This window comes from Streptococcus equinus, from assembly GCF_900101445.1.
Classification (GTDB): Bacteria; Bacillota; Bacilli; order Lactobacillales; family Streptococcaceae; genus Streptococcus; species Streptococcus equinus_B.
Map to the genome: position 1 here is coordinate 24,221 of NZ_FNKE01000004.1, position 19,058 is coordinate 43,278.

At 38.8% G+C, this 19,058-nt stretch carries 18 protein-coding genes and 2 tRNA genes; 1 reads left to right on the top strand and 19 read right to left on the bottom strand.

All coding sequences use genetic code 11. The features are described from left to right. Window positions 1–3: 3 nt before the first annotated feature. The 13 genes from ilvN to tig form a co-directional block, all read right to left on the bottom strand. Window positions 4–489, bottom strand: coding sequence for an acetolactate synthase small subunit (gene ilvN / locus BLR83_RS09280; RefSeq protein ID WP_074561369.1), 486 nt, complete (start codon window positions 487–489; stop codon window positions 4–6). Next, on the bottom strand, window positions 482–2,185 hold the full coding sequence (locus tag BLR83_RS09285) for an acetolactate synthase large subunit (protein ID WP_074561370.1): 1,704 nt from the start codon (window positions 2,183–2,185) through the stop codon (window positions 482–484). Before BLR83_RS09285 ends, ilvN begins: the two co-directional genes overlap by 8 nt. 135 nt (window positions 2,186–2,320) lie before the next feature. Then, the gene (gene ilvD / locus BLR83_RS09290) at window positions 2,321–4,042 is read right to left on the bottom strand and encodes a dihydroxy-acid dehydratase (protein ID WP_074561371.1); all 1,722 of its coding nucleotides are present in this window, start codon (window positions 4,040–4,042) and stop codon (window positions 2,321–2,323) included. A gap of 206 nt (window positions 4,043–4,248) precedes the next feature. Then, window positions 4,249–5,913, bottom strand: coding sequence for a DAK2 domain-containing protein (locus tag BLR83_RS09295; protein WP_074561372.1), 1,665 nt, complete (start codon window positions 5,911–5,913; stop codon window positions 4,249–4,251). Continuing rightward, the gene (locus tag BLR83_RS09300) at window positions 5,913–6,278 is read right to left on the bottom strand and encodes an Asp23/Gls24 family envelope stress response protein (RefSeq protein WP_003063261.1); all 366 of its coding nucleotides are present in this window, start codon (window positions 6,276–6,278) and stop codon (window positions 5,913–5,915) included. Before BLR83_RS09300 ends, BLR83_RS09295 begins: the two co-directional genes overlap by 1 nt. 115 nt (window positions 6,279–6,393) lie before the next feature. Next, entirely contained in the window at window positions 6,394–6,582 is a 189-nt protein-coding gene (gene rpmB / locus BLR83_RS09305) for a 50S ribosomal protein L28 (RefSeq protein ID WP_021141651.1), read from the bottom strand. Window positions 6,583–6,787: 205 nt separating this feature from the next. Continuing rightward, a tRNA-Thr gene (locus BLR83_RS09310) sits at window positions 6,788–6,860 on the bottom strand. A gap of 123 nt (window positions 6,861–6,983) precedes the next feature. Continuing rightward, entirely contained in the window at window positions 6,984–7,865 is an 882-nt protein-coding gene (locus tag BLR83_RS09315; protein ID WP_024344752.1) for a class II fructose-bisphosphate aldolase, read from the bottom strand. Between the two features lie 224 nt (window positions 7,866–8,089). Beyond that, window positions 8,090–8,175: transfer RNA gene (locus BLR83_RS09320), tRNA-Leu, on the bottom strand. A 59-nt stretch (window positions 8,176–8,234) separates the two neighbouring features. Then, window positions 8,235–9,164 carry an alpha/beta hydrolase gene (locus BLR83_RS09325; RefSeq protein WP_074561384.1) on the bottom strand — a complete coding sequence of 310 codons (930 nt, stop codon included), beginning with the start codon at window positions 9,162–9,164 and terminating at the stop codon, window positions 8,235–8,237. Window positions 9,165–9,292: 128 nt separating this feature from the next. Next, window positions 9,293–10,903 (bottom strand): CTP synthase, encoded by a 1,611-nt coding sequence (locus tag BLR83_RS09330; RefSeq protein WP_039696017.1) that lies wholly within the window; start codon window positions 10,901–10,903, stop codon window positions 9,293–9,295. Window positions 10,904–11,181: 278 nt separating this feature from the next. After that, window positions 11,182–11,754 (bottom strand): DNA-directed RNA polymerase subunit delta, encoded by a 573-nt coding sequence (gene rpoE / locus BLR83_RS09335; RefSeq protein WP_039696016.1) that lies wholly within the window; start codon window positions 11,752–11,754, stop codon window positions 11,182–11,184. 194 nt (window positions 11,755–11,948) lie between these two features. Continuing rightward, complete coding sequence (tig, locus tag BLR83_RS09340; RefSeq protein WP_006530997.1) at window positions 11,949–13,232, bottom strand: trigger factor; 1,284 nt, start codon at window positions 13,230–13,232, stop codon at window positions 11,949–11,951. A 203-nt stretch (window positions 13,233–13,435) separates the two neighbouring features. Here tig and BLR83_RS09345 point away from each other — a divergent pair, with 203 nt between their 5' ends. Continuing rightward, window positions 13,436–14,278, top strand: coding sequence for a mechanosensitive ion channel family protein (locus BLR83_RS09345; protein WP_039696038.1), 843 nt, complete (start codon window positions 13,436–13,438; stop codon window positions 14,276–14,278). A gap of 47 nt (window positions 14,279–14,325) precedes the next feature. Here BLR83_RS09345 and BLR83_RS09350 read toward each other — a convergent pair whose 3' ends face one another. From BLR83_RS09350 to dnaJ, 6 genes are all read right to left on the bottom strand, one after another. After that, window positions 14,326–14,889, bottom strand: a complete 564-nt coding sequence (locus tag BLR83_RS09350) for a TIGR01440 family protein (RefSeq protein WP_074561373.1) — start codon at window positions 14,887–14,889, stop codon at window positions 14,326–14,328. Between the two features lie 24 nt (window positions 14,890–14,913). Beyond that, window positions 14,914–15,384: an ECF transporter S component gene (locus BLR83_RS09355; RefSeq protein WP_074561374.1), complete on the bottom strand. Its 471-nt coding sequence runs from the start codon at window positions 15,382–15,384 to the stop codon at window positions 14,914–14,916. Further along, the gene (locus BLR83_RS09360) at window positions 15,371–16,138 is read right to left on the bottom strand and encodes a bifunctional hydroxymethylpyrimidine kinase/phosphomethylpyrimidine kinase (protein WP_074561375.1); all 768 of its coding nucleotides are present in this window, start codon (window positions 16,136–16,138) and stop codon (window positions 15,371–15,373) included. Before BLR83_RS09360 ends, BLR83_RS09355 begins: the two co-directional genes overlap by 14 nt. After that, window positions 16,128–16,877: a tRNA pseudouridine(38-40) synthase TruA gene (gene truA, locus BLR83_RS09365; protein WP_074561376.1), complete on the bottom strand. Its 750-nt coding sequence runs from the start codon at window positions 16,875–16,877 to the stop codon at window positions 16,128–16,130. Before truA ends, BLR83_RS09360 begins: the two co-directional genes overlap by 11 nt. 117 nt (window positions 16,878–16,994) lie before the next feature. Further along, window positions 16,995–17,765 (bottom strand): alpha/beta fold hydrolase, encoded by a 771-nt coding sequence (locus BLR83_RS09370; RefSeq protein ID WP_074561377.1) that lies wholly within the window; start codon window positions 17,763–17,765, stop codon window positions 16,995–16,997. A 65-nt stretch (window positions 17,766–17,830) separates the two neighbouring features. Next, window positions 17,831–18,970, bottom strand: a complete 1,140-nt coding sequence (dnaJ, locus tag BLR83_RS09375; protein WP_074561378.1) for a molecular chaperone DnaJ — start codon at window positions 18,968–18,970, stop codon at window positions 17,831–17,833. Between the last annotated feature and the right edge of the window lie 88 nt (window positions 18,971–19,058).

Below are 19,058 nucleotides of genomic sequence, written 5' to 3' on the forward strand. Positions count from 1 at the left end.
GTTTTAACAAGAAAAATCTCTTGAGAATCCTGTCGCACCTGTGCGAGCAAGATTCTGAATACCATAAGGTTTGACAACACGAAGCAAAGCATCGATTTTATCACCATCACCAGTTACCTGAATAGTAATTGATTTTGGCGCCACATCAACAACACTTGCACGAAACGGTTGAATAACCGCTAAAATCTCGGCACGTTTGCTTGTTGGTGCTGTCAATTTAACTAAAATCACTTCACGTTCCAAGTGTGGGATATCCGTGATATCACGAACGCGAAGCACATCAATCAAACGGTTCAATTGTTTGATGATTTGTTCAACTTCTTCCAAACTCTCAACATCGATAATAATCGTAATTCGAGAGACATTTTCTTCCATTGTTTGTCCAACTGAAATAGACTCAATGTTAACTTGTCGGCGTGAGAGGACGCCTGTGAAACGATTAAGAACACCTGTTGAATTTTGAAGCTTTGCTGTCAACATTCTACGCATTAAACTTCACCCCCAACATTTCACTATTTGATTTACCTGATGGAACCATTGGATAAACATGTTCACGATTAGAAATCGCAACCTCAATCAACATTGGTTTATTCTCAGTGATGACTTTCAAGTCTTCTTCCAATGTTTTTGGATCAGTAAATTTGTGGTGAGCAATGCCGTAGGCTTCTGCCATCATTTGGAAGTTTGGCTCATCATCAAAAGTTGACTCACTGCGATGTTCATCGTAGAAAGATTCTTGCCATTGACGAACCATACCAAGTGAGTGATTATTAATCAGAACCACTTTAATCGGAACACCATAACCATTTAGCAATGCTAATTCTTGGTTTGTCATTTGGAAACCACCATCACCGACAAAGAGAATAACTTCTTTATCTGGATTCGCTAACTTAGCACCGATAGCAGCTGGGATTCCAAATCCCATTGTTCCAAGACCACCAGATGTAATCAATTGACGCTCATTTTTATATGGATAAAATTGAGCTGCCCACATTTGGTGTTGTCCGACGTCTGTAACCACGATAGCATCTCCATCTGTTACTTTACCAATTGTAGCAATAGCATGTTGTGGTTTGATAACTGTTTCATCAAAGTCATAGCTAAACGGCGCTTTAGCTTTATTCGCAAGAACTGATTCTGTCCAATCATCGTGACGTGTTTTAACTTCATCTTCTTCTAGAAGAATCTGTAGTGTACGCTTGGCATCGCCAACGATTGGAATTTGTGTCTTGACAACTTTTCCGATTTCCGCAGGATCAATATCCACATGAGCAACCACTGCTTTTTTAGCAAAAGTAGCTGGATTACCAGTCAAACGATCCGCAAAACGCGACCCGAAGTTAATCATAAAGTCACATTGTGTCAAAGCCATATTTGACGCATATGAACCATGCATGCCACCCATTCCCAGAGAAAGGGGATGATTAATTGGCATAACACCCAAACTCAACAAGGTTGAAACAACTGGAATGTTATAGCGTTCTGCAAAAGCAATTAACTCCTTAGAAGCGCCTGAGTAGTTGACACCACCACCAGCGATAATCAGCGGACGTTTTGCCTTTTTCAACTGAGTCAAAATTTTCTTGACCTGCAAAGCATTTGGTTCCAAAGTTGGTTGGTAACTTGGAAGATCAACAGTAGGATCATTATAAACTGTTGTTTTAGCAGCCGAAATATTTTTCGGAAGGTCAATAACAACTGGACCAGGTCGACCTGTTGTTGCAATATGAACAGCTTCCGTCACAATGCGTGGCACATCTGCAACATCACGAATCTGATAATTGTATTTTGTGATTGGCATTGTAATACCGATAATATCAGCTTCTTGGAAAGCATCTTTACCAATACCTGACATTCCGACTTGACCAGTAAAGATAAGCATTGGAACGCTGTCACTCATACCATCTGCAATCCCAGTAATGGCATTCGTCGCACCAGGACCACTTGTTACAATAGCAACACCAAGTTTACCAGTTGATTTGGCATAACCTTCGGCTTCATGAAGGGCACCTTGCTCATGACGAGCCAAAATATGACGAATACCATCAAAATTATAAATAGCGTCATACAGTGGCAGAACGGCTCCACCTGGGTAGCCAAAAATCGTATCAATCCCCAGACTAGCCAAGGTTTCCAATAATAATTCCGATCCATTCTTGGATTCTTTTAATCTAATCTGTTTCACAAAGTCCTCCTTTTCATGTAAATTCCGAATTATCTAAAAATTCTAACAGCTTGTTACTATAATAACATTTAAAAAAAATAAAGCAAGAGAAAGTGAACAAATATTTTGAACACTTTCAAAAATATTTAATCTACCTTATTCATTTTCTTGTTTTTCACGTTCTGCTTTACGTTCTTCAAACTCTTCTTGAGTCATCATTGAACCACCAAAGTTTGCTGATGAAGCAAATGCAGTGTAGCGGCGCAACCAACCGCTAGAAATTTTTGACTTAAATGGTTTCAAGTGTTTGCGACGTTCTTCTAATGTCGCATCATCTACAAGCAAATCAATAGTACGATTTATCAAATCAATATAGATTTCATCACCATCTTCGATGAGAGCAATATTCCCACCCTCTGCAGCTTCTGGTGACACATGACCAATAGCGATACCACGTGTTGCCCCAGAGAAACGACCATCTGTGATAAGAGCAACATCTTTACCAAGACCACGTCCAACAATCTTAGAAGTTGGCGCAAGCATTTCTGGCATTCCTGGTCCACCTTGAGGGCCTTCATAACGAATAACGACCACATGACCTTTTTTAACGGTACCATTATCAATCAATTCAAGAGCTTCATCTTGTGAATCACAGCAAATCGCTTTACCACGGAATGTTTTAACAGAAGGGTCAACACCACCAACTTTAATAACAGCTCCGTCTTGTGCGATATTACCGTAAAGAACTGACAAACCACCTACTGGAGAAATTGGATGTTCAATCGGGTGAATGATTTCTTCATTCTTAATTTCTGCACCAGCTACATTTTCTTTCAAAGTCTTACCAGTAACTGTAATACGATCACCCTTGATAGTACCTTTTTTAATCAATTGATTAATAATAGCTGAGATACCACCTGCTTCTTGGACATCGTGCATAGTATAAACACTTGATGGTGCAATTTTAGACAAATATGGCGTCTTCTTAGCAATTTCATTGATATCTGTTAAATTGTAATCGATGCCCGCTTCACGTGCGATAGCAAGCGTATGAAGAACGGTATTGGTAGAACCACCCATAGCCATATCAAGGGCAAAAGCATCGTCAATAGCTTCTTTAGTAATAATGTCTCTTGGACGCAAGTTATTTTTAACATTGTCCATCAAATGTTTAGCAGCTTGACGAACCAATTCACGACGTTGATCAGATACCGCAAGAACCGTACCATTTCCAGGAAGAGCAAGGCCTAGCACTTCCATAAGAGAGTTCATCGAATTAGCTGTAAACATCCCCGCACAAGAACCACAAGTTGGACAAGCATTTTGTTCCAAATAATCCAATTCTTTCTTAGACATATCACCAGCTTGATAAGTTCCGACAGCTTCAAAAAGGCTTGACAAAGTTGCTTGGTGACCTGTCATATCAATACCGCCCTTCATCGGACCACCTGAACAAAAGACTGCAGGAACATTGGTACGAAGTGCAGCTAAAATCATACCTGGTGTAATTTTGTCACAATTAGGAATATAGAAAACACCGTCAAACCAGTGCGCATTAATGACTGTTTCAGCAGCATCCGCAATGATTTCACGAGATGGAAGGCTATAACGCATCCCAATATGCCCCATAGCAATTCCGTCGTCTACCCCAATGGTATTGAATTCAAAAGGAATACCACCCATTTCACGGATAGCTTCCTTGGCGACATCTGCCAATTCACGCAAATGAACATGTCCAGGAACAATGTCAATGTAAGAATTACAAATTGCGATAAATGGTTTTTGCATGTCTTTAGCAGATTTTACTTGCCCGGTTGCATAAAGAAGACCACGGGCTGGTGCTTTATCCACACCTACCTTAATCATGTCACTTCTCATCTGTTTTCTCCTATCAATTAAATCTTACACACCATGTTAACACTTTAAAAAATAAAGTCAAGACAATTTTCAGAAAATTTTGTTAGTTAACAATTTTCTTTCTATTAAATATTGAATTGACGCCTTTTATGGAGAAAAGAAAATTTTTTACACAAAAAAAGAAAGCACCGAAATGCTTTCTTCTATCTTTTATATTAAATAAGAAATTATTCAACACTCATCAAGTATGGATAAACTGGTTGTTTACCTTCGTGAATTTCAACTTCAACGTCTTCGTAAGTTGATTCAAGGTAATCAGCCATTTCTTCAGCCAATTCTTGGCTTCCATCTTCACCAATGTAGATAGTGATAATTTCGCTATCTTCGTCAATCATTTTAGCGAATGTTTCTTTCAAAGTAGTTGCCATGTCTGGGTTTGAAACCACGATTTTACCATCAACCATACCTAGATTGTCATCTTGGTGGATTTCAAGACCATCAATTGAAGTATCACGAACAGCAAGTGTTACGCTACCACTAACAACATCTGAAAGACTTGCAGTCATAGCTTCAACGTTTTCTTCCAATGATTGAGTTGGGTTGAAGGCTAGCAAGCTTGTAAATCCTTGAGGTACAGTACGTGTTTCAACAACTGCAGCTGGGACTTCAGACACTTCTGCTGCTGATTGGGCAGCCATGAAGATGTTTTTGTTGTTTGGCAAGATGATAACATTTTTAGCGTTAACAGCATCGATAGCTTTCAAGATATCTTCTGTAGATGGGTTCATTGTTTGACCACCTGAGATAACGTAGTCAACACCTTGTGATTTGAAGATGTCAGCTAATCCATCACCAGCACATACTGCAACGATTGCAAAATCTTTTGCTTCTTGACTAGCAGCTGCTGCTTGATCTTTTTCAAGAACAGCATCGTGTTGGTTACGCATGTTATCAACTTTAACTTTTTTAAGAGCGCCGTATTTTAGACCTTCTTGAAGGACTAATCCTGGGTCTTCTGTGTGGACGTGAACTTTAGCAATTTCATCGTCGTTAACAAGAATAAGTGAATCACCTAAGCCACTCAAGAAACCTTGAAACTCATCGTAGTTAAATTCTTTTACGTAAGTAGGACCTTGTTTTAGAGCAACCATGATTTCAGTACAGTAACCATACTTGATATCTTCAGTTGCAACGTGTTCAGCTACAGATTTGTGGTGTTCAGCGTTAATCATTTCTGTCATAACAGCTGGAGTTGCTTTGAAATCTTCTGAAGCGATGTATTCACCAGTCAAAGCAGCAAGGAAACCTTCATAGATGAAGACCAAACCTTGACCACCTGAATCGACAACACCAACTTCTTTCAAAACAGGAAGCATTTCTGGTGTTTTAGCCAAAGCGCCTTTTGCACCATCAAGTGCAGCACGCATAACTTCAACAGCATCATCAGTTTCTTCAGCTTTTTTAAGCGCAGCAGTTGCAGCACCACGAGAAACAGTCAAAATAGTACCTTCAACAGGTTTCATAACAGCTTTGTAAGCAACTTCAACACCTGATTGGAAGGCATGTGCAAGGTCTTTACCAGTCAATTCTTCTTTATCTTTGATTGCTTGACCGAATCCACGGAATAATTGAGATGTAATAACACCTGAGTTACCGCGTGCACCCATCAAAAGACCTTTTGAAAGGATTTGTCCAACTTCTCCAACAGTAGATGCAGGTTTGTCTGCAACTTCTTTGGCACCATTTTCAATTGTCATTCCCATGTTTGTTCCTGTGTCACCATCTGGTACAGGGAAAACGTTAAGGGAGTTTACATATTCTGCTTGATTTCCAAGACGTGTGCTAGCAGCTTGAACCATTTCTTGGAATAAACTTGTTGTAATATTTGACACTAATCTTCTCCTACAACTTTAATATTTTGTACGTAAACATTCACCATGTCTGCTGAAAGGCCAAGTTGATTTTCGAGGTTGAACTTGACACGTTCCTGAATGTTCTTAGATACTTCAGAAATTTTCACACCGTATGACATCACAGTGTAAACATCGACTGAAATACCACTTTCTGTTGATTTGACAACAACACCTTTTGCGTAGTTTTCTTTACGCAGAAGCGCTTGAAAATTATCCTTAAGAGCACTTTTACTTGCCATACCAACAACACCAAAAATTTCTGTTGCTGAACCACCAACAACAGTTGCAATTACGTCGTCAGATAACTCAATTTGGCCATCTTTTGTATTAATTTTCACAGTCATATTTACTACCTCAAAAGTTTTTATCAGTTTATTTTACCATATATTAGCCGTATTGTAAAAAATTATGGAAAATTAACGGCTACAAAACAAAGAAAAAAGCCTTTCGGCTTTTATTTTATACGCGTTCAACTTTACCAGATTTAAGCGCACGAGCTGATGCCCAAACTTTTTTAGGTTTTCCATCTACAAGAATAGTAACTTTTTGAAGATTTGGTTTAACTGCACGTTTAGTTTTGTTCATTGAGTGTGAACGGTTGTTTCCTGATACAGTCTTACGACCTGTGAAATAACAAACTTTAGCCATTTTATCTGCGTCCTCCTACTTAGATTATAGGTGTTTTACACCACATACCATAAAATGATAACATATTGGACCTATTTTAGCAAGCTTTTTGGCCAATAATCATTAAAAAACTTTTAGAAAATGCCCTACTATTTTCTGAAACTGTTTAAACTCTCAAAAATATCATAACATAAAAAGCCCCAAAATCGGGACCTTTTACCTCTTCTGCCGATTGCAGGAATTGAACCTACGACCTACGCGTTACGAGTGCGTTGCTCTACCGACTGAGCTAAATCGGCTAACAGGTTCATTATAGCACTCACTAAATAATTGTCAACAAAAGAGCTAAGTTTACTCAAAAAACTTTCAAAAGCACAAAAAAACTTCCCAAAAGGGAAGTTTTTTAACGAAACGAAGTCTGATTAAGCTTTGTTAGCTGAACCAAATACGTCGATACGTTCTTCAACAGCTTCAGTAATAGCTTCGAAACCTGGTTTCAAGAATTTACGTGGGTCGAAGAGTTTTTTCTTATCGTATTCTTCTTCGTTTGCTTCGTATTCAGCAACAAATTTACGAGTAGCTTTAGCGAATGCGATTTGGCATTCAGTGTTAACGTTAACTTTAGCTACACCAAGTTTGATAGCTGCTTTGATTTGATCATCAGGGATACCTGAACCACCGTGCAATACGATTGGGAATCCTGGAACAGCAGCAGTCAATTTTTCAAGGTGGTCAAGGTGAAGACCTTGCCAGTTAGCTGGGTAAGGACCGTGGATGTTACCGATACCTGCTGCAAGGAAGTCGATTCCTGTAGCAACCATAGCTTTAGCATCTTCGATTGGTGCCAATTCACCGCCACCAACGATACCGTCTTCTTCACCACCGATAGTACCAACTTCAGCTTCAACTGAAACGCCTTTAGCGTGAGCTTTAGCTACAACTTCTTTAGCTTTTTCAAGGTTTTCTTCAAGTGGAAGGTGTGAACCGTCGAACATAACTGAAGTGTAACCAACTTCGATACATTCCAATGCATCTTCAAAGTGACCGTGGTCAAGGTGAATAGCAACTGGTACAGTGATACCCATTGATTCTACAAGGTTTTCGATAAGTGTTTTACAAAGTTTGTAACCACCCATGTATTTTGCAGCACCCATAGAAGTTTGGATAAGAATTGGAGCTTTTTTAGCTTCTGCTGCACGCAAGATTGCTTGAGTCCATTCAAGGTTGTTTGTGTTAAATCCACCAACCGCATATCCGTTTTCACGGGCAGCTTTGATAAATTTTTCCGCTGAAACGATTGCCATTATATAGGCCTCCTATTTATTTTTTGGGATATACCCTTTTTATATGTACATTCTATCACAAAATAAATAAGATTGCTAGCGTTACTTACAATTTGATTAATTTTCTGTGAAAAAAGCAGTGTAAAAAAGAAAGTCTTTTCAAACTTTCTCACTACTTTCATCTTTGTTTTCAATCAATAACTTCTGAGCACAAAAAAAGACAAGCACTCTCTGGCTTGTCACTCTGCGGAAAGAGGGACTTGAACCCTCACGATCTAAAGCGATCACAGGATCCTTAGTCCTGCGCGTCTGCCAATTCCGCCATTTCCGCTGTTCCTTAACAACATAAATAATTATATCAGCCATTTATGTTTCTGTCAACACTATTTTTCAATTTTTTTGTAAAAAAGCTGAAATTTTTTCAATGTATGTTTTAGGATCACTTTCAAAAGACTTGGCATGCGCTGCACCCTTGGCTATATAAAGGTCTTTCTCACCACTTGTTGCACGATAATTTTTATAAACCATACTTGTTGGAACGAACTTATCTTCGCTTCCATGGATAAAAAGAATTGGGCGCGTATTGTTTTTTAATTGTTTCACACAGCTGGCTTGTCCGTAAGAGAAACCTGCTCGAACTTTTGATACTGCAGACACTTCATAAAGAATCGGAAAAGCTGGTAAGTTATACATAGCTTTGGCTTGATATTTTAATTCATCCCAAACGCTGCTATAACCGCAATCTTCAATAATATTAACCACTTGTTTTGGTAGTGTCTCTTCACCTGAAGCCATCATGACAGTAGCTCCGCCCATCGAAACACCAAATAAGGTGATTTGACAATCTGAATTTTCTTCTGCTAATAGTTGAGCCCATTTTACGATGTTTAGGCGATCATTCCAACCATAACCAATGATTTGACCTTCACTATCACCGTGTGACATGTTATCTGGCATCAGGACATTATATCCAAGTTCATGGAACATCCAAGCATAAGGCTTCATGTCTTCTTTTTCACTTGTAAAACCGTGAACAACGATAGCTGTTTTATTTGTTTCAGTTGCTGCAGGAACATACCAAGCGTCCTGTTTAAGGCCTTGATTAGTCATCCAACGTGTTTCTTTGTTTAACTGATCAAAACTTTGTTCATAAGCATATAAACTACTATCTTTGGGACGTGGTTTATTGTTAATAAACGATTTATCTTCACGAACCTGGGCAACATGAAAGAAATAAAAACTTGCCCCAACACTTGCTATAAATACTAGGGCAATCATCCATAACAAAATACTACGTTTCCTTATTCTCATTTTTCTCATGCTCACTATTATACTATTTTTTATCAAAATGTGAAGACTTCCTATGTAACAATACCATTACATAAAAAAACACCTTTCTAAACCTTAGAAAGGCTTAAAAAGGTGTTTATCATTACGTATTTCTACTATTATTTACTGTTTTTATTTTCAATTGCCGCAGTCACGAAGGCTGTATAAAGCTCTTCTGGACGGTTTGGACGGCTTTGAAGTTCTGGGTGATATTGAGCAGCCACGAAGAATTTTTTCTCTGGCAATTCAACAACTTCCATCAAGCGGTTATCTGGTGACACACCTGAGAAGACGAAACCAGCAGCTTCAAATTGTTCACGGAATTTAGTATTAAATTCGTAACGGTGACGGTGACGGCGTTGAACAACTTCTTGGTTGTTGTAAGCTTGCGCTGCACGTGAACCTGGTTTCAATTTACATGGGTAAAGTCCAAGACGAAGTGTTCCACCCATGTCTTCAATATCGATTTGGTCACGCATGATGTCGATGATTGGGTATTTAGTGTCTGGATCAAGCTCAGCAGAGTTTGCACCTTCCATATTCAAGACGTGGCGAGCAAATTCCACACATGTCAATTGCATACCAAGACAGATACCTAGCATTGGCACGTCTTTTTCACGCGCATAACGGATAGCTTCGATTTTACCTTCTGTACCACGTTGACCGAATCCACCAGGAACGATGATACCATCAGCATCACCAAGCATTTCTTCAACGTTATCAGCAGTCAAGTCGTTAGCGTTAACCCATTTAAGGTCAATTGCTGCATCGTTAACGTAACCTGAGTGTTTAAGTGCTTCAACAACTGAAAGGTATGCATCTGGCAATTCAACATATTTACCAACAAGAGCAATTTTAGTTGATTTTTTAAGGTTCATGATCTTGTCAACCATTGCTGACCATTCTGACATATCAGCTTTTGGTACATCAAGTTTCAAGTGATCACAAACGATTTGGTCCATGTTTTGAGCTTGCATGTTAAGTGGAATTTGGTAAATGTGATCCACATCAAGTGACTCAATAACAGCTTCTGGAGCAACGTCACAGAATTGTGCCAATTTATTTTTGATGCCTTGACCAGCTGGTTTTTCAGTACGGATAACCAACATGTTTGGTTGAATACCAAGACCACGCAATTCTTTAACTGAGTGTTGTGTTGGTTTAGTTTTCATTTCACCAGCAGCTTTAAGGTATGGAAGAAGAGTTGTGTGGATGTACATAACGTTATCCGCACCAACATCAGCTTTCATTTGACGAAGAGCTTCAAGGAATGGAAGACTTTCGATATCACCAACTGTACCACCAACTTCAGTGATGATAACATCAGAGTCAGTTGTTGTAGCAGCGCGTTTGATTTTTTCTTTCAAAGCGTCAGTGATATGTGGAATAACTTGGACAGTTGCACCAAGGTATTCACCTTTACGTTCTTTACGAAGAACTTCGCTATAGATTTTACCAGTTGTAACGTTTGAATATTTGTTAAGGTTGATATCGATGAAACGTTCGTAGTGACCAAGGTCAAGGTCAGTTTCCGCACCATCGTCTGTTACATAAACTTCACCGTGTTGATAAGGACTCATTGTACCTGGGTCAATGTTGATGTATGGGTCAAATTTTTGGATAGTCACTTTAAGACCACGATTTTTCAAAAGACGACCAAGACTTGCAGCAACGATTCCCTTACCGATAGAAGAAACAACACCACCAGTAACAAAAATATACTTAGTCATTAAATAAAACTCCTTTAAAATAAAAATGATAGCAAACGATAAGTGCTTGAAAATTGAAAGCGAAAGAATATCAAATAATTAGCAAATTTATTCGATAAATGAAAAAAAGCAAATGGCCATTTACTTTTAGGAAAACAAAAATAGCTCCCTAAAAAGTTAGGGAGCTTTTCTCCGACCTCTAAAAAAGAGGTGCCCGAATAATACTATAAACTATCCTGAGACTTTTGTCAAATGATATGAATCAGTTTTTTTAAATTAAATTTAGACGTTTAAAACAATTATTCTTCGTCTAAATCGTCATCTTCATCATCTTCTTCGTTGATATCAACTTCTTCATCCAAATCATCATCTGGAATGATTTCGTTGATTTCTGAATCGTATGATTCAACTTCAGATTTTTCATCATCTGGATTTTCGTCATCGTATTCCATATCAGAAGATTTTGCAGAGTAATCGTCATCTTCTGGATCATCATCTGAATAATCGATGGCATCTTCGTCACCATCCATAAAGGCATTTACACGTTTGCGTTTACGTTTTGGTGCTCCATTTTCATCTTCTTCAAGTGTAATGATTTCTTCGTCGATTTCGTCGATAGCATACCATGAACGAAGTCCCCATTTGTTGTCGCCAAGTGGAATAAAGCTTCCATCAACGTTCAATGCAGAGTAAAAATATGGTAAAGCTTCACGAATTTCTGCGTCTGATTTTTCGAGGTAGTTTTGGATCTCATTTACAAGATCGCTGAAATACATTTCATGATCACGTCCACGTTCTTCCAGAATAGCACGTGCAACTTCAATCATTGAAAGTTCGCTTTTTTCTTGTCCAGCAAATACTTCTAATTCCAAGGTAATTCTCCTTATTAATCTTAGGATGTGAGCAAACAGCCACAAAAACCCTATTATCTTAATTTTCGTTACTCTCTATTTTACGCTAATTTTGTCAATTCGTCAAAAGATTTATCAGAATTTCTGATAAAGAGTACAAAAAGCCAAGCAATCTATCGATTACCTGACTTTATAACTATTTATCTAAAGATAAATTATTTTACTTTTGCAGTGCTTGTTACCACTTCAACAGCTTTCTTCATAGCGATGTCGTGTTTAAGCATGTCTGCTGAAAGAAGGTTACGAACTTGTTCAACTTCCATGTTGTATTCTGAAGCAAGGTCGTTGATTTCTTTTTCGATTTCTTCGTCAGAAGCTTCGAATCCTTCTGCTTTAGCGATAGCTTCGATAACAAGGTTAGTTTTAACACGTTTGTCAGCGTCAGCTTCGTATTGTTTGTGAAGGTCTTCTTCAGTTGTACCAGTCAATTGGAAGTACATTTCTGGAGAGATACCTTGACGTTGCATGTTACCCATGAATTCGTTCATAGCGCGGTGAACTTCGTCGTGAACCATTTCTTCTGGCAATTCAACGATTTCAGCGTTTGCAACAGCCAATTCAAGTGCAGCACCTTCAACAGCATCGTCAAATGCGATTTCTTTAGCTGATTCAAGTTCTTTACGGTATTTAGCTTTCAATTCGTCAAGAGTTTCAACTTCTTCGTCGATGTCTTTAGCAAGTTCGTCATCAAGAGCTGGAACTTCTTTAGCTTTAACTTCGTGTACAGTTGTAACGAATTTAGCATCTTTACCAGCAAGATCTTCAGCTTGGTATTGTTCTGGGAATGTTACGTTAACTTCTACAGTTTCACCAGCTTTAGCACCAACTAATTGGTCTTCGAAACCAGGGATGAATTGACCTGAACCAAGTTCAAGTGAGAAGTTTTCACCTTTACCACCGTCAAATTCAACACCGTCAACTGAACCTACAAAGTCGATAACAACTGTATCACCAAGTTCTGCTGCACCTTCTTTAACGATAAGTTCAGCAAGGTTGTTGCGTTCGCGTTCAACTTTTTCGTCAACTTCAGCATCAGTTACTTCTTTAGAAGCTTCTACTGATACTTCAAGGTTTTTGTAGTCACCAAGTTTAACTTCTGGTTTTGTAACAACTTCAGCAGTCAAAGTCCATTCTTGACCTTTTTCCATTGATTGGATGTCAATTTTTGGTTGAGCAACAACATCAAGGCTAAGTTCTGCAACTGCTGCTTGGTAAGCTGCTGGAAGAAGTGCGTTCAATGCATCTTCGTAAAGTGCTTCTTCACCAAATTGTTGGTTAAATACGGCACGTGGCATGTGACCTTTACGGAATCCAGGTGCGTTCAAATTTTTCTTAACTTTGTTGAATGCTTGATCAAGAGCTGGTTTGATTTTATCTTGACCGATTGTGAATGTAATCACGCCACGGTTAGTAGCTTTGTTTTCAAATGATACAGACATGAAGTCATTTCTCCTTAAAATTTTATATACAGTTTAGTTTAACATATTTCAGGCTTTTTTGTCAAAGAATAGTGTTATATCAAGGGTTTTAGAGGCTAAGTTTTTTCTTATCGTTTCAGCATTTTTGGCTATTATTACTTTGTGTCAACAAATCAAATTAATAAAAACTTGCTTGCAAAGTATTTTTTTAATAAACTATGGGTATGAACATTATTTCAAAATATATCGAACAACTTCAGGTAGAAGAAATTGCTATTGATCTTATCTCAAAAGCAGTGTCTCTTATCCTGCTTCTTGTGCTTTTTCTCATTGCTAAAAGAGTTGTTAATTTCATTTTCACACACGCTGTTGCAAAATCAATTGCACTCTCACGTCAGACAGAAGCACGTCAAAAAACCATCACAAAACTCCTTCACAATATTATGAATTACACCCTCTACTTTTTCTTTATCTACTGGGTGTTAAGCATTCTGGGTGTTCCTGTTTCAAGTCTTCTTGCAGGTGCTGGGCTTGCTGGGGTTGCCCTTGGTCTTGGTGCACAAGGTTTCTTGACAGATGTCGTCAATGGTTTCTTCATCTTGCTTGAAAATCAATTTGAAGTTGGTGACTCAGTTGTTATCGGAGCTGTTGAAGGAAACATTTCAAGCGTAGGTATCCGCACAACACAAATTCGTGGTTTCGACGGAACCTTGCATTTCATTCCTAACCGAAATATCACTGTTGTTTCAAATAAATCTCGTGGTGATATGCGTGTTCAAATTGACATTCCAATCTACGCTCACACTGACCTTGAGAAAGTAGCCAACATCATCAAAACCGTTAACCAAGAACAATTACCAAGTTTCCCTGAAATCGTTGGTAGTCCGACAATTCTTGGTCCACGTACAAATAGCACTGCTCAACTTGTTTTCCGAATTGATATCTTCGTTCAAAACGGTAAGCAAAGCTACATTTACTCAAACTTCTATCGTCTTTACCAAGAAGCCCTCTTGGAAAACGATATTCATTTGCCAACAATGTATGCTAATCCGACACTTTCTAAATAAGCAAAAAAGGTTGAAGTTCAACACTTCAGCCTTTTTATAATAATTGTTTAAAATTTACGGATTGGGTCTGCTGTGTAAGTCGCACGCGCACCACCGATAAGTTTTGGTCGGCTAGCAAGCGCTGTGACGTGAGCACCTCCAAGTTCACGTTGAACAGGAACAAGAGGAACTTGCACGCGCTTGACATGCATACCAATAAAAGTATCACCGATATCAAGCCCTGCATGTGCCACAATTTCTTCTACCTCAACAGGGTCACTCATGAATTTAAAAGCAGCCACTTGACCACTGCCACCAGCATGCAAATTAGGAATAACGTTGACAATCTCTAAATCTTTCTTTTCAGCTAACTCACGTTCAACCGTCAAGGCACGATTCAAATGTTCACATCCTTGAACAGCTAGATAGACACCGCGCTTATTGAGTTCATCGAGAATAGTTTTTACAATCACTTCACCAATTTCAGCGCTGCTATTTTTCCCAATCAAACCACCTGCTACTTCGCTAGATGATAGTCCAAGGACAAAAATTTGTCCTTTTTTAATGGCTGAGCGTTCCACAACATCAACAACAATTGCTCGTGTTTCTTTTGCTAATGCTTCTAAATCCATTATATGCCTCCCTGGTTTACTAATCTATTTTTTGTTAAATCCTTTTTCAAACGATAGAAAAATCAAATAACCTGCAAACATGCCAAAAATATTTTGAAGTAAGTTTCCTGGAATACTAGCCCAAGCAGCACCCCAACCATATCCTAAAAGTAATGCCGCTAAGAAATACCAAGCAACCATTGAAATACTTGCAAGAATCAACCCCAAAATACGTTTTTTCTCTGTCCAACCAGCAAAAAATCCTTGTGCACCGTGGGCAATCAAACTGTGAAACATATACTGAGGATAGCCCAACAAAAGGTCAATCAAAAAACCTGACAAACCACCAACAACAGCTCCTGACTTAGAACCTAAATAGAAAGCTGTGAAATAAATACCAACATCAAGAAGGGTTAAATAACCTGTTGGTGTTGGAATGTGGATATAGGCAAGCACAACGCAAAGCGCCGTCAAAACTGCCATTACTGTTAAATCGCGTGTCTTATTTTTCGTCATAATTTTGTTTCACTCCATATTTATCTGAATGGCGGATAGCTTGGTAAACAAAGTCTTTTGATACCGCAACAGCTTCCTTAGCTGATTTTCCAAGAACCAATTGACTCGCAATACTTGACGCAAAAGTACACCCTGCACCAATATTATTCGTATCAAGCACAGCTGTTTCAAACACCTTGTAATTCTTACCGTCATAAAAGACATCAATAGCTTGCTCTTTGCTCAATCGATTACCGCCTTTGATGACCACATGTTTAGCACCCAAGTCAACTAAACGTTTAGCAGCTGCTTTCATATCGTCCAAAGTCTTGATAGTCATTTGAGTCAATAGCTCCGCCTCAACCAAATTAGGAGTAATAATAGTCACATAAGGGAAAAATTTCAAAAGCTCGTCACGCAAAGCCGAAACTTCCACATCATGTTTTTCTTTACAAACTAAAACCGGATCAAGTACAATCGGAATTTCTTTATGCTCTTTAACAAATTCAAGTGCCTTATCAGCCAGTCTAACATTAGGTAACAAACCTAATTTAATTCCTGAAAAAGGAACATCTTTTAGGCTGTTTAATTGATGATCAAACACCTCGTCATCTGTTGCAAAAACTTCAAAACCTTTGTCTGTCAAAGCTGTTAAACAAGTCACTGCTAAAAAGCCATGCAAATGATTGGTTGTGTAGGTTGCCAAATCAGCATAAAGCCCACCACCACTAAAAATATCATTGCCAGAAATTGCCAAAATGTACTTATTCGTCATAAATAATCTCCTTCAAATAAAGCCCATTACCTGCTGCCGTAGGTCCAGCCAAATCACGATTTTTAGAAGCTAACACCGTCTTAATCTGACTAACTGGCATACGACCATTTCCAATTTTCAATAAAGTCCCCACCATATTGCGGACTTGTTTATAAAGAAAACCATTTCCACTGAAGGTAAAGACAAAGAAGCCTGTTTTTTCGTCAATATCAACCGTTGCTCGTGTAATCGTGCGAACTTTATTTTCAACAGATGTACCTGAAGCTGTAAAACCTGTAAAATCATGAGTTCCTACCAAATCCTGAATAGCCTCTTGCATCAAAGCTAAATCCAGTGGATAAGGATAATGTGTCGCATAATGGCGCATCATAGGATTCTTAGGACGCCCTGCATCAACTAAAAACTCATAAGTTTTACTATGCTTATTATAACGTGAATGAAATTCATCGCTGACTTGTTCAACTTTCACCACATCAATGTCTTCTGGAGATTGTGTGTCCAAACCAAAACGTAATTTCTCCACATCACGCGCCTGCGGCAAATCAAAGTGAACCACTTGCCCATAAGCATGAACCCCAGAATCCGTACGACCAGCACCGTGTACTTTAACTGGCTGACCACTATTTAGCCTCTGTAAAGTCTTTTCAAGTTCTTCTTGAACCGAACGTTCACTCGGCTGACGCTGAAAACCGGCAAAAAGCCTACCATCATATGAAATTGTTGCTTTATATCTTACCATGTGTGTATTTTATCATCTTCCTAGAGGACTTTCCAGAAAATTTAGAACAGACTGTCCCCGTACAGATTTTAACATAAAAACAGAGATTGGAAAATAGACTCCAACCTCTGCATACTATTAATCTTTCAAAGCAGCCACAATTGCTTGAGCAAGCCCAGAAGGATTCTCCCAAGCCATCGAGTGCCCTGCATCCTCAACAATTCTCAAAGACACACCTGTCTCTGCTAAACTTGTATAGTCATTATCCGGCAATGATTTTCTTCCAAAAATCACTGCTTTAGGTAAATTCAAATCATATAACATCTGGCGCCAAGATGTTTTGCCGCCCTGAACAGCATTGACAGACATTCGATAAACTGCATAAGGTGACCACTGTGCCAAAGTTGCTGCCCACATACTATTACCTGAATTTTTGCTTTCTGCTAATACTTTACAAAATCCGAAATCAATGAATTCTTTTTCTGAAAAGCTTGCAATTTCAAAACTCGAGCTTCCAAAAGCACTCGGATCTAAATTAGGTTCACTTAAAATTAACTTTTCTATTCTGTCTGAGCAAATGCTGGCTAATTCAATAGCAATTGGACCACCCAAGCTATGCCCAAAAACTGTCAGATTTGCTAAATTCAATGTCTCAATAAAATCCTTCAAGTACGTAACATGTGAACTGATACGATAGTCAAATCTTTCTGGCTTATCACTGTACCCTGCTCCCAATAAATCAACAAGCAAACAGCGATGATTTTTTAAGCATTCCTGCGAAACAACTTCACCGTAATCAAAAGAGCCCGCACAACCTAAACCATGAATGAATAAAATCGGACTACCGTCACCTGAAAAATCTTGATAACGCATATAAGCATTTTGAGCCTTAACAAAGTATTCTTTCATAATCTCCCTCCTTATTCAAAAACAGAGATTGGAAAATAGACTCCAACCTCTGTTTTAATTTTCAATTATTCACCATCAAGGGCATCTTTTACTTTATTAAAGAAACCTTTTTTCTTAGGATTTCCAACTTTATCGCCACCTGCTTGCGCAAATTGTTTAAGTGCTTCAACTTGTGCATCGTTAAGTTTTGTCGGTGTCACAATATTAACCGTAACGTGTTGGTCACCTTGGCCACCGCCACGCAATTTAGGAGCACCTTTACCGCGAAGTCGGAAAGTTTTACCTGTTTGAGTACCAGCTGGGATAGTCATTTCAACATCACCATGAACCGTTGGTACTTCAACAGTATCACCGAGCGCAGCTTGAACAAAACTGATGTTCATTGTGTAGTAAATTGTTGAACCGTTACGTTCAAATTTATTGCTTGGCAAGACATTGATGATAACGAAAAGATCACCATAAGGACCGCCGTTAAAGCCAGCTTCACCTTGTCCTTGCAAGCGAATTTGTTGACCAGTTTCAACACCTGCTGGAATTTTAACAGACACTTTGTGTGTTTTCTTTTCGTGTCCTGTTCCACGACATGTATGACATGGTTCTTTGATTTCTTTACCTGTACCATGACAGACATCACATGTCACTTGGCGACGCATCATACCAAGTGGTGTTTGCGTATCGACATTAATCACACCTGAACCATGACAACGGCTACATGTTACGGGACTAGTTCCTGGTTTAGCACCTGAGCCATGACAAGTTGAACATGTTGATTCTCGGTTGTAAGCTACTTCTTTTTCAACACCAAAGACAGCTTCTTCAAATGTCAAATTAACACGGTATTGAAGGTCATCCCCTTGACGAGGTGCGTTTGGATTACGCATTCCGCCGCCTCCGCCAAAGAAGCTTGAGAAGATATCTTCAAATCCACCGAAACCAGCTCCATCAAACCCGCCAAAACCGCCAGCTCCACCACCGAAGCCACCGTTGGCACCAGCAGGACCATATTGGTCATAAGCCGCACGTTTTTGTTCATCACCTAAAGTTTCATAGGCTTCTTGAACTTCCTTATATTTTTCTTCTGCACCAGGTTCTTTATTAATATCTGGGTGATACTTTTTAGACATTTTGCGGTAAGCTTTTTTAATTTCAGCTTGCGAAGCGTCTTTAGAAACACCCAAACGATCGTAAAATTCTGTATTGTTCATAATTATGATATTAAGCCGTTAGATGTCGTCAAAATAGGAGATTGAATAAAAGATGTTTATATCTCCCTTTTGACACCATCCCTGGCTC